The organism is Phormidium sp. FACHB-1136 (assembly GCF_014697375.1).
Lineage (GTDB): Bacteria > Cyanobacteriota > Cyanobacteriia > Phormidesmidales > Phormidesmidaceae > Nodosilinea.
Genome location: NZ_JACJRS010000069.1, coordinates 1 through 15,021 on the forward strand (window position 1 = coordinate 1; position 15,021 = coordinate 15,021).

General features: G+C 58.3%; 13 protein-coding genes. 9 read left to right on the forward strand and 4 right to left on the reverse strand.

What is annotated here, in order from left to right:
* Positions 1–363: 363 nt before the first annotated feature.
* From H6G62_RS18245 to H6G62_RS18255, 3 genes are all read right to left on the reverse strand, one after another.
* Complete coding sequence (locus tag H6G62_RS18245; RefSeq protein WP_190497743.1) at positions 364–1,026, reverse strand: DUF192 domain-containing protein; 663 nt, start codon at positions 1,024–1,026, stop codon at positions 364–366.
* A gap of 48 nt (positions 1,027–1,074) precedes the next feature.
* Positions 1,075–1,767 carry a response regulator transcription factor NblR gene (gene nblR / locus H6G62_RS18250; RefSeq protein ID WP_190497745.1) on the reverse strand — a complete coding sequence of 231 codons (693 nt, stop codon included), beginning with the start codon at positions 1,765–1,767 and terminating at the stop codon, positions 1,075–1,077.
* Between the two features lie 279 nt (positions 1,768–2,046).
* Positions 2,047–4,512 (reverse strand): ATP-dependent Clp protease ATP-binding subunit, encoded by a 2,466-nt coding sequence (locus H6G62_RS18255; protein ID WP_190497747.1) that lies wholly within the window; start codon positions 4,510–4,512, stop codon positions 2,047–2,049.
* On the opposite strand from H6G62_RS18255, the gene H6G62_RS28385 reads away from it, so the two are divergent.
* Positions 4,511–4,633 carry a hypothetical protein gene (locus tag H6G62_RS28385; protein ID WP_277883041.1) on the forward strand — a complete coding sequence of 41 codons (123 nt, stop codon included), beginning with the start codon at positions 4,511–4,513 and terminating at the stop codon, positions 4,631–4,633. The two genes, H6G62_RS18255 and H6G62_RS28385, sit on opposite strands and share 2 nt — an antisense overlap.
* Positions 4,634–4,711: 78 nt before the next feature.
* Here H6G62_RS28385 and H6G62_RS18260 read toward each other — a convergent pair whose 3' ends face one another.
* Complete coding sequence (locus tag H6G62_RS18260) at positions 4,712–5,332, reverse strand: GNAT family N-acetyltransferase (protein WP_190497749.1); 621 nt, start codon at positions 5,330–5,332, stop codon at positions 4,712–4,714.
* Between the two features lie 151 nt (positions 5,333–5,483).
* Here H6G62_RS18260 and lysA point away from each other — a divergent pair, with 151 nt between their 5' ends.
* From lysA to infB, 8 genes are all read left to right on the forward strand, one after another.
* Positions 5,484–6,893, forward strand: coding sequence for a diaminopimelate decarboxylase (gene lysA, locus H6G62_RS18265; RefSeq protein WP_190497751.1), 1,410 nt, complete (start codon positions 5,484–5,486; stop codon positions 6,891–6,893).
* Positions 6,894–7,020: 127 nt separating this feature from the next.
* Positions 7,021–7,941, forward strand: coding sequence for a diadenylate cyclase CdaA (gene cdaA, locus H6G62_RS18270; protein ID WP_190497753.1), 921 nt, complete (start codon positions 7,021–7,023; stop codon positions 7,939–7,941).
* A complete protein-coding gene (locus H6G62_RS18275; protein ID WP_190497755.1) occupies positions 7,938–8,693 on the forward strand; it encodes an isoprenyl transferase in 756 nt (251 codons plus the stop codon). The genes cdaA and H6G62_RS18275 overlap by 4 nt, the downstream gene beginning before the upstream one ends.
* Positions 8,694–8,878: 185 nt before the next feature.
* Positions 8,879–9,067, forward strand: coding sequence for a hypothetical protein (locus tag H6G62_RS18280; RefSeq protein WP_190497759.1), 189 nt, complete (start codon positions 8,879–8,881; stop codon positions 9,065–9,067).
* A 167-nt stretch (positions 9,068–9,234) separates the two neighbouring features.
* On the forward strand, positions 9,235–9,705 hold the full coding sequence (gene rimP / locus H6G62_RS18285; RefSeq protein WP_190497761.1) for a ribosome maturation factor RimP: 471 nt from the start codon (positions 9,235–9,237) through the stop codon (positions 9,703–9,705).
* A gap of 63 nt (positions 9,706–9,768) precedes the next feature.
* Positions 9,769–11,229 (forward strand): transcription termination factor NusA, encoded by a 1,461-nt coding sequence (nusA, locus tag H6G62_RS18290; RefSeq protein ID WP_190497763.1) that lies wholly within the window; start codon positions 9,769–9,771, stop codon positions 11,227–11,229.
* Between the two features lie 145 nt (positions 11,230–11,374).
* Positions 11,375–11,659 (forward strand): YlxR family protein, encoded by a 285-nt coding sequence (locus H6G62_RS18295; RefSeq protein ID WP_347239382.1) that lies wholly within the window; start codon positions 11,375–11,377, stop codon positions 11,657–11,659.
* Positions 11,660–12,015: 356 nt separating this feature from the next.
* Positions 12,016–15,018 carry a translation initiation factor IF-2 gene (gene infB, locus H6G62_RS18300; protein ID WP_190497767.1) on the forward strand — a complete coding sequence of 1,001 codons (3,003 nt, stop codon included), beginning with the start codon at positions 12,016–12,018 and terminating at the stop codon, positions 15,016–15,018.
* The last annotated feature ends 3 nt before the right edge of the window (positions 15,019–15,021 follow it).

Consider the following 15,021-nt stretch of genomic DNA (forward strand, 5'->3'; position numbering starts at 1 on the left):
AGGAATAATGTCATTGAGATATTTTAAGGTTTTATTTTTGTTGAGCAATTCCTGCTGGCGTTCCTCAAAGTCCCAGAATCCTTTTTGTCCCATAGTCCTGATGAGAAGTGAGTAATTTATACTGTCTATGATCTCATCTTTTCGTGTCTATCGACTATCTCTTTAAGAATCAAAATACTAATGATCAAATATTGGGCTATTAGCAAATATTTCAGGAATCTAGATTTCGACATGAGTCTCATTGTGAGACAGTGCCTTCAGTATTTTTCGAGGTGCCCAGTCATGCCTCAATCCCTGGAAAGGGCTTCTATAATCCTGATGGGTGTCTTCAGTATTTTTCGAGGTGCCCAGTCATGCCCTAGCCTACTCTAGGGGGATAATCTCCACCGTATCGCCTACCGCTAAGCCCAGTTCGGCGGCGCGTCCGGCCCGCAGTTCAATCACATGGTCGATCAGTTGATTATCGGGGCCATAGGTGGGGCAGGGAGCCACGGGGCAGGGGGGCACCTCGGCGGCGATGTCCTGAATTTGGCCTTGATAGATAAACAGCATATCCAGGGCCACGGGCACATTCATCATCCAAAAGCGCACCGGACGGGGGCGATTCATGGGAAACACCATGCCCCGGTCATCGGGCAGGGCATCGCGATACATCAGCCCCATAGCTTGCTGGGCCGGGGTTTCAGCCACCTCCAGGAAGATTTCTTCACCGCCGAGGATCGTTTTGGCAGTGATGGGTAACTGTTGGCCTAAGTGAGTTGTGGTATCGGTGGCGGCGTTGTCGTTCGTTTCTGTGGATGTATCACCAGCCTCTGGTTCCGAGACAGCGGGACGCTCTGGATTGGCACCATTGGCTGGTGGGCTACTGAGGGAAGGATTGTCCGATCCTGGGCCAGATTCCGTCGGGGTGGGAGCCGTGACCGGGGGATTGGTACAGCCTAGGCTCGCAGCCAGCAGCACCACGCAACAGCCCGACCACAGGCCAGTACGCCATCGCAACAAGGTTGGTAAAAATCGAGGAACCATGGTACCACCGGAACGTAGGGCTATTAAGCAGAAGCAGAACGGTAAAGACTAGCTTTCGCGGAGAACGTAGCCCACGCCTCGCACGGTTTGGATCAGGCGCTTTTCGTCTTCGCCATCAATCTTCAGCCGCAGGTAGCGAATATAGACTTCAATCACGTTAGATTCGCCGACAAAGTCGTAGCCCCACACGTTTTCTAGGATTTGCTCTCGATGCAGCACCTCACGGGGATGCTCCATCAGGTACTTCAGCAGGTCAAACTCCTTCATGGTCAGTTCAATCACGCGACCATTGCGGATAGCGTGGCGGTTCACCAGATCTAAGGTGAGTTCGCCAAAGCGCAGGCTTTCCACCTCGGCGGGACTGGATTGTAGGTAAAGCTGCACAATTTTTAGAAAGGCATCGGCGCGGTAGGGCTTGAGGAAATAGTCGTCGGCCCCGCACTCCAGGCAGGCTACCCGGTCTTCCAGGTTTTCCTTTACCATCAACAGCACGATGGGCGTTTTGATGCCCTGTTGCCGCAGGGCTTGACAGGCCGCTAACCCCGACTCGTTGCCCAGCAGCCGATCCACCACAATCAGGGCTGGGCTGATGTCCGCCGCCAAGGCGAGACCTTCCTTGCGGCTATAGGCCGTCACCGGATGATAGCCCGCCTCCTGAAGGTCGAGGCCCATTTGGCGAGTTTGGCCCTCGCTGGTACCTAGGATCAAAATGGTGGGTTCCGACGCTGCTGCGGTGCCCATAGCCCCCTCAGTCTGTTTTGGTCGCGGTCAAATTGGTATCGGTCAAAACATCGCGATTATAGCGCGTGGACGCCGTGGCCTTGGGAAACGTACCTTGGGAAACGTAAAAGGGGAAGGCTAACGCAGCCCTCCCCTCAAGGAACCGAAGTTATAGATTGCCAAGTCCTCGCCGCCCTTACCCCAAATCCCTCTCCCAATTTGGGAAAGGGACTTTGAATACCTTCCGGCCCCCCTCTCCTTCCTGGGAGAGGGGCTGGGGGTGAGGGTTATCCCCTGAACCTAGCTCTCGGCGGAGATCAACTCACGCCGATGCTCGGACTGGATCGTCACCTTGCCGCTGTCGTCTACATCGACGGTGGCGGTGTCGCCATCGCCCAACCGACCGGAGAGAATTTCCTCCGCCAGGGTGTCCTCCAGAAGGCGCATGATCGCCCGACGCAGCGGACGTGCCCCGTAGCTGGGGTTGTAGCCCTCTTCCACCAGGCGCTCCTTGAAGCGCTCGGTGACTTGCAGGTTGATGTTCTTCTCGGTCAGACGGTTGAACACTTCCTTCAGCAGGATGTCGGAGATTTGCTTCACCTCGTCCTTGGTGAGCTGGCGGAAGACGATGATTTCGTCTAGACGGTTGAGGAACTCGGGGCGGAAGTACTGCTTCAGTTCCTCGTTCACCAGGGAGCGAATCCGGTTGTATTGGGATTCGGCCTGATCCTGCTCGAACTCGAAGCCGAGGCCGCCGCCGCCCTTCTCGATCACCTTGGAGCCGATGTTGGAGGTCATGATTAGCAGGGTGTTCTTAAAGTCCACCGTGCGACCCTTCGCATCGGTAAGGCGACCGTCTTCCAGGATTTGCAGCAGCATGTTGAAGACATCGGGGTGGGCTTTTTCGATTTCGTCGAACAGCACCACGGTGTAGGGCCGACGACGGACGGCTTCGGTGAGTTGGCCACCCTCGTTGTAGCCCACATAGCCTGGAGGTGAACCAATCAGCTTGGAAACGGTGTGCCGCTCCATGAACTCCGACATATCCAGACGGATCATCGATTCCTCGGAACCGAAGAAGTAGGAGGCCAGGGACTTGGCCAATTCCGTCTTACCCACCCCGGTGGGGCCAGAGAAGACAAAGCTGGCGATGGGACGGTTGGGGTTCTTGAGACCGACACGGGCACGACGGATGGCGCGGGAGATGGCCTTCACCGCTTCGTCCTGGCCGATCAGGCGCTGGTGCAGGGTGTCTTCCATGTGCAGCAGCTTCTCGGACTCGGACTCGGTAAGCTTGCTCACGGGAACCCCCGTCCAAGAGGCGACGATGTGGGCGATGTCTTCCTCTCCAACCACAGGTTGGTCTTCACCGTCGGCATCTTCGGTGGCCTTGTTTTGGGCAATGGCGCGAATTTCGGCCTTCAGTTCCATCTCCCGGTCGCGCAGTTCCCCGGCCTTATCGAAGTCCTGGGAGCGGACGGCGTTGTCCTTATCCTTCAGTACCTGGCGCAGTTCCCGATCCTTCTCCTTGGCTTCGGGAGGAAGCTGGGAGTTGATCAGGCGCACGCGGGAACCCGCTTCGTCGATCAAGTCAATGGCCTTGTCGGGCAGGAAGCGGTCGGAGATATAGCGATCCGAGAGCTTAGCCGCCGCCTCCAGGGCTTCGTCGGAGATCTTCAGCTTGTGGTGCTTCTCGTAGCGATCCCGCAGACCGTGGAGAATTTCGATGGTTTCATCGACGCTGGGTTCACCCACCATCACGGGCTGGAATCGGCGTTCCAAGGCGGCATCGCGCTCGATGTGCTTGCGGTACTCGTCCAGCGTGGTGGCCCCGATGCACTGAAGCTCACCCCGTGCCAGAGCGGGCTTGAGGATGTTGGCGGCATCGATGGCCCCTTCCGCAGCCCCTGCCCCAATTAGGGTGTGGACTTCGTCGATCACCAGGATGACGTTTCCGGCGGTGCGGATCTCATCCATGATTTTCTTCAGGCGTTCTTCAAACTCGCCTCGGTATTTGGTGCCCGCTACCAGCAGGCCGATGTCCAGCGTTACCACGCGGCGATCTTCCAGGATATCGGGCACGTCGCCGTTGCCAATGCGCTGGGCCAAGCCCTCGGCGATGGCGGTTTTACCCACACCGGGTTCGCCAATCAGCACCGGGTTGTTCTTGGTGCGCCGACCGAGGATCTGAATCACCCGCTCGATTTCCTTTTGCCGACCCACCACCGGATCCAGCTTGCCATCGGTAGCCATCTGGGTCAGGTTGGAGCCAAACTCGTCCAGGGTGGGGGTTTTGGTGCGCCCACCGCTGCTTCCGGCAGAAACCTCGGCGGTTTCCCCTAGCATCCGAATCACTTGGGTGCGCACCTTAGACAGGTCAACGCCTAAATTTTCGAGCACGCGGGCCGCGACCCCCTCGCCTTCGCGGATCAGACCCAGGAGCAGGTGCTCGGTGCCAATGTAGTTATGGCCGAGTTGCCGAGCCTCTTCCAGGGAGAGTTCAAGCACCCGCTTGGCGCGGGGGGTGAAGGGAATTTCGACGGCCACAAAGCCAGAACCGCGACCAATGATCTTTTCGACCTCGATACGGGCATCTTTGAGATTGACGCCCATGGACTTTAAGACCTTGGCGGCCACGCCCGTGCCTTCCCCAATCAGCCCCAGTAGGATTTGTTCGGTGCCCACAAAGTTGTGGCCAAGCCGACGTGCCTCCTCCTGAGCCAGCATGATGACTTTAATAGCTTTTTCTGTGAAGCGTTCAAACATGATGGTATTTATCACCTGGTGCGTGCCGGATAGGGAAATTCTAGCACAGCGATTTTTGTGGTTTGTGGCCCATCAAACCATTGATTTTGCCAATGGGGGACGGGATCCCCACGATCTCTAAAATGACCCTGGGATCAAGACCGATCAAGCCCTGGCTTTGGAAGAAAATATTAATTTTCGCAACCTTAATGGTTCGGTTTTAGGTTCGGTTGGCTACATTTTTTGGGGCCATAATCTGTATTCCCCGTTGGGCTAATCGGGCCTCGGTGGCGATGCGTCGAGATCGCAAATTTTCCTGAAATGCAGCGGTTTTTAGGGCATTTTGCCAGAGAATCAGGGCATCTTCCCCGTCGTGATAGTAGCGTTTGCGGGTGCCCAGGGCGGTAAATCCCAGGCTTTCGTAGAGGTCAATGGCCCGCTGGTTGGAAATCCGTACCTCTAGGGTGGCGCGGCTCATCCCCCGGTCGCAGGCGTCTTCTAATAAGTGCAGCAATAGCCACCGTCCTAGTCCTTGACGCTGGTGGGTTGGGAGAATGCCTAACAGGGTGATGTGGGCTTCGTCCAAAATGGCCCAGTAGCAGCCTAGCCCCCAAAATTCAGGCTCAGCGGGTTCAGAACGCCCTGTGTCTGCCGAAACAGCCTCCAGCGGCGACGGACTGATTACCCGTAGACAGCTATTAGGACTGTCCATTTCCCGCTGATAGCCGTCGGCACTCCATAGCCCACCGAGTACCCGTTGATCGAAATCAACTAGGGCCGGAATGTAATGGGGGGTGGGGGTGGCGCAGAAAATTTGCCCCATGGCGCAGGGAATCGACACAGTCCTTGATTGTACACTGGTCTATGAGGATGCCCGAACGGCGGCTGGGCCATGGGCCGTCTGTGATTTCGGCCTAGGGTTTGCATTGCCCCCTAACCTACTCCCTCAGCACAGCAATTTTACTTAGCGCAGATCTTTTCTGATTTTTTCTATGGTACTCACCTCTCCTCCGACCAATGCGGGCACCCAGAGCAGCCGCCGCTACCTGACCGATTCCCCCTCGCCTTCGCCCAACCAAAACCTGCTGCCCCTCACCGCCGCCGTGAATGATGCGGATCACCTCACGGTGGGCAGTTGCGATGTGGTGGATTTGGTAGAGCAGTTTGGGTCGCCCCTCTATATTTTGGACGACCACAGCCTACGGGCCGCCTGTCGTCAGTACCGCCAGGGGTTTGAGCAGTATTACCCCGGCGAAGCGCTGGTACTCTATGCCTCCAAAGCCTGGAACTGTTTGGCGGTGTGCGCCATTGTGGCCTCCGAGGGGCTGGGAATCGATGTGGTGTCTTCTGGGGAACTGTTTACCGCCACCGAAGCGGGGGTGAATCCCGACACGATCTACTTCCACGGCAACAATAAGGCTGTGGACGAGTTGATCCTGGCCTTGGATACCGGGTGCCGCATTGTGGTAGACAACTGGTACGAACTGAAGACCCTGGGCGAACTGGCCACCCAGCAGGGCAAAACCGTACCCATTCTGCTGCGGATTACCCCCGGCATCGAGTGCCACACCCACGAATACATCCGCACCGGGCACCTGGACAGCAAGTTTGGCTTTGATCCCGACCAAATCGCATCTGTATTCCAGTTCCTTGCCGGACAGCCCCAGTTGCAGTGTCTCGGCGTCCATGCTCACATTGGCTCTCAGATTTTTGAACTCAACCCCCACACCGATCTCGGTGGTGTGATGGCCCAATGGATCGTCACCGCCCAGCGCTACGGCCTCACCTTAACGGAACTGGATGTGGGCGGCGGGCTAGGCATTCGCTACACCGAATCCGACGACCCACCGAGCATTGATACCTGGGTGAAGACCGTCTGCGAGAGCGTGGTTGCCGCTTGCGAATCCCAAGGTCTGCCCCTGCCCCGGCTGCTGTGTGAACCGGGTCGTTCCCTGATCGGCAGCGCCTGCGTGACGGCCTATCGGGTGGGCAGCCAAAAAGAAGTCCCCGGCATCCGTAGCTACGCCGCCGTGGATGGGGGCATGTCCGACAATCCGCGCCCCATCACCTATCAATCGGTCTATCGCGCCCTGGTGGCCAACCGCATGTCGGCCCCCCTCAGCGAAACCATCACCCTAGCCGGGAAGCACTGTGAATCCGGGGATATTCTGATCAAAGATGCGCCCCTGCCCACCCTCCGCACCGACGATGTGATCACCGTTGCCGCCACGGGTGCCTACAATTACAGCATGGCCTCCAACTACAACCGAGTGCCCCGACCAGCGGCGGTTCTCGTTGGCGATGGCGAAGCCCGTCTGATTTTGCGGCGGGAAACTCTCCAGGATCTCCTGCGTCAAGACTGTTTACCAGAATCGCTTGCCCTCAAGACAGCCCAGGCATAGATCAGTTCAGCCTCAATAAGCCGCCCACCTTCAAAGTTTTCGTGAGGTTTAGGCGGCTGATCCCATCTTCCCCAATTCACCTTCGACGCCTCCGCACTGTCCGCAAGGCACCACCTTCTAACACGGCATGAACTATTCCTGGGAGCAATGGCTAACCAACCTAGACCGGGTCAGGTTTGCGCTCCAGGCCCTCGATATTGCGCTGGTGTTGGCCCTCAGCTATGTGGTGCTGGTGGTGATTGGCGAACGCCGTACCCTGTGGATGGTGCGGGGGTTGATCTTTCTAATGCTGGCAGCGGCCTTCAGCAAATTCCTAGGGCTAACGCTGCTAGGGTTTGTGCTGGATAAGCTCGTGATTGGCTCGGCGGTGGCCATGGCCTTCATCCTCCAGGCCGAATTTCGGCGACTGTTGGAGTTGCTGGGCCAGGGGCGGCTGTGGGAATTACTCAGCCCACCCCGCGAAACCATGCCCCAACCGGACAGCGTGATTGATGAAATTGTCGATGCCGTAAAGGAACTGTCCCAGAACCGCACGGGAGCGCTGCTGATTCTGGAGGTAGACAAACCCATCGACGAGCGGGACTTTTCGGTGCCGGGGGTGCGGCTAAATGCCGAGGTTTCTAAAGAACTGATTCAGACCATTTTTCAAACCACCACCCTGCTCCACGATGGAGCGATGCTGATTCGGGGATCGCGCATCCTCGCCGCTGGAGTGATTTTGCCGATTTCTGAACGGGTCGCTTCGCGCCAGTTGGGCACCCGCCACCGCGCCGCCATGGGCATTACCGAGCGGGTGGATCATTGTGTGTGTGTGGTGGTGTCCGAGGAAACAGGCTCGATTTCCTTGGCAGAGGGCGGTATCCTAGATCGGCCCTTGACGAGTAGCCGCCTGCGCAGCGTCCTCAACACCAAGTTCTCCAAAACGGGGGATCGTGAGGCCGTGGCTCCCCAACTCCGCACCTTGGGGCGGAGACTTAGTAGTCAGGCTCTCGCCTTTCTTCTCCGCTTATTTCGTCCGGCATCGTCGTCTCCTCGAGAGAAAAAATGACCCCCAAGCCCCTTGTTCCCCACGTCCGTCCCGCCGATCTCAACCCCGACCGCCTACCCCAGCATGTGGCGGTGATTATGGATGGCAACGGACGCTGGGCCAAACGCCGGGGTCTGCCCCGCATCATGGGCCACCGACGCGGCGTAGATACCCTCAAAACCCTGCTGCGGGTCTGTCGGGATTGGGGCATCGGTGCCCTCACCGCCTACGCCTTTTCCACCGAAAACTGGGGCCGTCCCCTAGAAGAGGTGGATTTCTTGATGACCCTGTTTGAGCGGGTGCTGCGCCAGGAATTGATGGAGATGATGGCGGAAAATGTGCGGATTCGCTTTGTGGGCAACCTCACCGCCCTGCCCGCCTCCCTCCAGGCGGAAATTGACCAGGCCATGGCCAAAACCAAAGACAACCAGGGCATTGAGTTCACGGTGGCCACCAACTACGGCGGACGCCAGGAAATCGTTGAAGCCTGCCGTCGCCTTGCCGATCAGGTGCAGCGGGGAGATCTTCAGCCCGACGACATTTCTGAGGAACGCTTCAGTCAGCAACTCTATACAGCGGGGCTGCGAGATCCCGATCTGCTCATCCGCACCAGCGGCGAGATGCGGATTAGTAACTTCTTGCTGTGGCAGTTGGCCTACGCCGAAATCTATGTCACCGAAACCCTCTGGCCCGATTTTGACCTCACCGAATTTCACCAAGCCCTAATGGCCTACCAAGGGCGAGAACGCCGCTTTGGCAAGGTGAATGTTTAGCCTCAGCCCTGGCAAACACGCGCCTTTGCCAGAAGGCTATTCTATGGGTGAAGAACCACTTAGGACAAGCTGAGGTGCGTCTTTTTAACCGTATAATGCCCATCAGCGTGGCACTCGGTAACGGTTAGGATAAAGCTACACCGCTATGTCTCCCCATGATCATGGGGCAACGGGGTCTTCTAGTCATGATGAAAAATCGTTGTCTTCCCTGCTATCTCGTTCTACGGAATATCTTGATTTTGCTGCTTGCCACCGCTGGCTTGGTCTACTATTCTGCCGAACTTCAGGCTGGGGCGAACCAGTCCGCCCTGGAAGCCGCCGCCCTGCGTCAGATCTTTGTGTACCAACTCCTTAGCCGCATGGAGTCCGAATAGGTGCAAAGTTCGTTAGAATAGTAAAACTCAGGTCTTCGGGCTTGGGTTCCTTTAGTCTTAGTGTCTAGGGAGGTGGGTCAACGCCCACTTTTTTATTGCCCATAGTCCCCTGGTTACGGCGATCTTGCCCTAGCCCCAGTTCATCCTTTGCCCCGCCGCTGTTTGCCATGACCCACCCTATCATCCCCCAGGTGCTTGCCCTTGCTGCCCCCGTTGCCGAACAACTGGGACTGGAGGTGGTGGAGGCGGTCTTTCAAACCAACCAGTCGCCGCCCGTGTTGCGGATTGACATTCGCAGCCTGGAAAACGAAGACACGGGCCTGGAAGACTGCGAAAAAATGAGCCAAGCCCTAGAGGAAGTTCTGGACGGTTCAGACCTGATTCCCGATACCTACGTGCTGGAGGTATCGAGTCCTGGGGTATCCTCTGACCTCTCCACCGACCGAGATTTCATCGTGTTTAAGGGGTTCATGGTGGAGGTACGGCTGGCGGAACCTTACCGGGGCAAGCAAACCTGGGTAGGGCAACTACTGCGCCGGGACGATGCCGCTGTGGTGATCAGTCAACGAGGTAAACCCATCAGCCTACCCCGCGCGATCATCACGGCTGTGGAACTCAGCAACGAAAGCCCCGATTAGTCTTTTGCCCTCGGCCCTTCCGAGCCTAGGTGCGTTATCCGTAATGTCGAAAGGTAGTTGTCTATGTCGCTAGTTAATTTGCCCAATCTCCAGGAAATGATCGACACCATTAGTCGAGAAAAAAATTTGCCCAAGCACGCCGTGGAGAATGCCCTGCGGGAGGCGCTGCTGAAGGGATACGAACGCTACCGCCGCACCCAGCAAATGGGGCAGCACTTCGATGAGGAATATTTCGACAATTTCGATATCGAACTGGATGTGGACGACTATGGCGAACAGGGTTTCCGGGTGTTGGCCACCAAAACCATCGTCGAGGAAGTGACCAGCCAGGATCATCAAATTGCCCTAGATGAAGTACGCGAGGTGGCCCCAGAAGCCCAGGCTGGGGATACCGTGGTGTTGGATGTCACCCCTGACCAGAGCGATTTTGGCCGGATGGCGGCTATTCAAACCAAGCAGGTACTCGCCCAAAAACTGCGGGATCAGCAACGCAAGCTGATCCAGGAAGAGTTTCAGGATTTGGAAGGGGCCATCCTCAATGCGCGGGTGCTGCGGTTTGAGCGGCAGTCGGTGATCATGGCCGTCAGCAGCGGCGTGGGCCAACCCGAAGTTGAGGCAGAACTACTGAAGCGGGATCAACTCCCCAACGACAACTACCGAGCCAACGCCACCTTCCGGGTCGCCCTGAAAAAGGTGTCCGAGGGTTCCCACCGAGGGCCGCAGCTGTTGGTCTCCCGCGCCGATGCCGCCTTGGTGGTGGAACTGTTCACCAACGAAGTGCCGGAAATCGAAGACGAAATTGTCCGCATTGTGGCCGTGGCCCGCGAAGCCAACCCGCCCTCCCGATCCGTTGGCCCCCGTACCAAAATCGCCGTGGATACCCTGGAGCGGGATGTGGATCCGGTGGGAGCCTGCATCGGCGCACGGGGATCGCGGATTCAGGTGGTGGTGAACGAATTGCGAGGCGAAAAAATCGACGTGATTCGCTGGTCCCCCGACCCCGCCACCTACATTTCCAACGCCCTCAGCCCCGCCCGCGTGGATGAAGTGCGCTTGGTCAACCCCGACGAACGGCAGGCCCATGTCCTGGTGCCCGAAGATCAACTCAGCCTCGCCATCGGTAAAGAGGGCCAAAACGTCCGCCTCGCCGCTCGCCTAACCGGGTGGAAAATCGACATCAAGGACGCAGGCAAGTACGACTACGAAGCTGAAGACCAAAAGCTAGCGGAACTGCAAGCGGCCCGCGAAGCCGCTGAAGCCGAAGCCAAGGCCAGAGCCGCCGAAGCCGAAGCAAAGGCCCAAGCGGCCCAAGCGGCCCGTGAAGCCAAGATGGCTGCCATTGCCGCCGCCGCCGCTGAAGTGGAGGCCGAACTAGAAGCCGGATCCCTCAAAGAGGAGGAAGACTTGGAACCCATCGCCGCTACTGAAGGGGCCGTTTCGGCGGCTTCTCTGGATGACAGCGATCCAAACTTCGCGACCGCTGAGGAGGACGGTCTGGAGGCAACGGAGACGGAGGAGGAATAGTCTGGCGCTCGGCCCCACCAAGCCACTCCCTATTCCCAGTCTGGGTGGCCGCGTTGGAACGAGATTAGAGGGGGATAGCTGTTATCGTGGAGATCAGTCCCTAGGTTGATAGCCTTGCCCTATGCCCCCAAATGATAGGCGCTGCGTGAGTTGTCGGCGGGTTGCCCCAAAGTCCGACTTTTGGCGCGTGGTGCGCCTCGCCAAAACAACGACAGTCTGTCTTGATAAAGGCATGGGGCGTTCCGCCTATCTCTGTCCCGATGCGGGTTGTCTACGCCTCGCCCAGCGCAAAAATCGCCTAGGCCGAGCGCTCAAAGTTCCCATTCCCGATAGCCTCTGGCCTTTGCTTTGGCAGCGTCTCGATGCGTCTACCAGCCCCACGCCCCTAGCCGTAGAACCTCCCAGCCACAATCTTCCTACCCTAGGGTAGAGAGACCCAGCCAAATCGGGCATACTAGGAGAAGGCTGGCGTTGTCATAGTCCCTACCGACCAGCCACGCTGAGGAAAGACACCGCGAGAATAGACGATAGCAAGGCGCTTTGGGAACTGATTACACTGGGAAGGGGGGAATCCGCAGCCTAGAAAACGACCATCGGACGGGGGAACCTTGCCCACCGCATCCCACAAATCGGTAAACTTGATTAGGTGCCCCAGAGAGTATCTAGCTTTGGTTTACAATGCCTTGCTAGGCTAACGTATGCGTCAGAATGGTTTGATGTCGTTGTGTTGGACGAAGCAGGTTGGCTTTATGAATTAATTTTCTTGACTAGCGTAGGGAGAACTGGATGAACGGCAAAGTCAGAATTTACGAGTTGTCGAAGGAATTGAACTTGGAGAATAAGGATATTTTGGCGATCTGTGATCGCCTTGACATTGCCGTGAAAAGTCACAGCAGCACCATTGGTGACACCGAGGCGGAGCAAATCCGGTCGGAGGCTCAGAAAGTTCGCCAGAGCAGTGGTGCTGCCCGTCCGGCTCGTCCCCGCCCTAATCCAGCGAGAAGCAGCAATCGGCCCGAACAAAAACAGCAAATTCTAGAGATTCGTCGGCACCGGGTTACTCCCAAGCCAGAGCGTCCTGTGGATGGTGGCGCTGGACAAGGCGATGGCGCTGCTCCCCCCCGCCCCACGGGGGACACCCTAGACAAACCCACTCGTCCCACGGCATTGGGAGATGGATCACGTCCGGAAGAACGCAAGCCCCGCCCAGTCATCTCCCCCAATCGCCCCGCAGCGGTCTCAGCCCCCTCGGCTCCGGCCAGGGAGGTACCTGAGCTAACGGAAACCATCACAGAAACAGCCCCCGTGGCTCCTCGTCCTAAGTTGGCTGGCCCCCCCAGTCGGGTAAGCACCAGTGCCGGAGAAGTGGCGAAATCGGGAGACATCACCCGTCCGGTGCGGCCTGTGAAGCGGGTGGAAGCCAGGGATGAGGGGGATGAGGCTCCCCAACGTCCCACCATCCCTATTCGTGAGATGGATGAGGACGAAAGCGTTAACGTGCCTCGCCTCAAACCTAAGCCTAAACTGCGCCGCCCCGACGCGCCGCCCACCCCCGCCAAGGAAACGGAGTCCAAGGACAGCGGGGGCAAGGATGACGGGGATTCTATTTCTGTCATTGGTGTGGATCCCCTAGATCTGGAGAGCCGTCTGCGTCGGCCTTCGCCCCCGCGCCACAAGCGTAAGGAACGGGAGGACGAAGACGATGAAATGGAAATGCGCGAAAAGGCGGGCAAGGTCAGCAAGACCAAGCGCCGAGGTCAGGCCGTTCTGGAGGACGAGGACGAGGATCTCGATGCCCTCGCCGATGAGCTAGACGGTGAGGAACAGTCCACCGAGGCTATGAACCTCAGTATGTCCCTGGCCCGCCCGCCCAAGCCCAAGAGTGCCAGCAGTGGTAAGCCCTCCACACCCACGGTGAAGAGCCATCGGCCCCAGCACCGGGACAGCAGCGGCGGTGGTCGGGGTCGGAGAGATCGACGAGAATCGGCTCCGAAGCAAGAGCGGCCTGAGCTGATTATCCTCACCGAAGGGCTGACGGTGCATGAACTGGCCGAGCAGATCATGGTGCCCGACACCGAACTGATCAAGTCCCTGTTCTTTAAGGGCATCGCCGCCAACATCAACCAAACCCTGGATATTGAAACCGCCAAGATGGTGGCCGAAGAGTTTGATGTAGTGGTCGAAACCGAAGCCGCCCAGTCCGAGGCTAAGAAAGTTACGGAAATGATCGATGCTGAGGACATGGAAAGCCTCCAGCGTCGGCCTCCGGTGGTTACCATCATGGGCCACGTAGACCACGGGAAAACCACCCTGCTCGACTCCATCCGCAAAACCAAGGTGGCCCAAGGCGAAGCGGGCGGGATTACCCAGCACATCGGGGCTTACCACGTCGATGTGGAGCACGCCGGACAGTCTCACCAGATTGTCTTCCTAGACACCCCCGGCCACGAAGCCTTTACCGCTATGCGGGCGCGGGGTACCCGTGTTACGGACATTGCCATTCTGGTGGTGGCCGCTGACGACGGGGTGCGTCCCCAGACCATCGAGGCCATCAGCCACGCCAAGGCTGCCGAGGTGCCGCTGATTGTGGCCATCAACAAGGTGGACAAAGAAACCGCCAACCCCGACCGGGTGAAGCAAGAACTGATGGAGCACAGCCTAGTGCCCGAAGAGTGGGGTGGCGACACCATTATGGTGCCCGTCAGCGCTCTCTCCGGTGAAAACCTCGACACCCTGCTGGAGATGATCGTGCTGGTGGCCGAGGTGGAAGACCTCCATGCCAACCCCGACCGTCGGGCACGCGGCACCGTGATCGAGGCCAACCTAGACAAGGCCCGTGGCCCCGTAGCCACCCTACTGGTGCAAAACGGCACCCTGAAGGTGGGCGATTCCCTGGTAGCTGGCCCTGTGCTGGGTAAGGTGCGGGCCATGCTCGACGACCGACTCCAGCGGGTGGACAAGGCAACCCCCTCCTTTGCCGTGGAGGTACTTGGCCTGAACGACGTACCCGCCGCTGGGGACGAATTCGAGGTCTATCCCGACGAGAAAACAGCACGGGCGGTGGCCGATAAGCGGATGTCCGAGCAGCGCATGTCTCGCCTTCAGCAGGCCATGGCCTCTCGCCGGGTGACGCTGAACACCATCTCGGCTCAGGTACAGGAGGGCGACCTCAAGGATCTCAACCTGCTGCTGAAGGCCGACGTACAGGGTTCCATCGAGGCCATCCTCGCGGCCCTGCAACAGTTGCCCCAGAACGAGGTACAGATTCGGGTGCTGCTGGCCGCTCCGGGCGAAATCAGCGAAACCGACGTTGACCTGGCCGCTGCGAGTGGCGCGGTGATTGTTGGCTTCAACACCACCCTTGCCCCCGGTGCCCGTCAGTCGGCGGATCGTCTGGGCGTAGATGTGCGCGACTATGACGTGATCTACAACCTGCTGGACGACATCCAGGGAGCCATGGAAGGCTTGCTCGATCCCGAAATGGTGGAGGAAACCCTCGGCCAGGTGGAAGTGCGGGCCGTCTTCCCGGTGCGGAAGGGCGCGGTGGCGGGCTGCTACGTGCTGTCGGGCAAGGTCACACGCAACTGCAACCTCCGGGTCGTGCGCGGTGGCGACGTGGTCTACACCGGAAAGCTCGATTCCCTCAAACGGATGAAGGAAGACGCCAAAGACGTGGCGGCGGGCTTCGAGTGTGGCATCGGCATCGACAGCTTCAGCGACTGGAAGGAGGGCGACATCATCGACGCCTTCCGCATGGTGACCAAGCGACGTACCTTAGCAATGACCTAACCC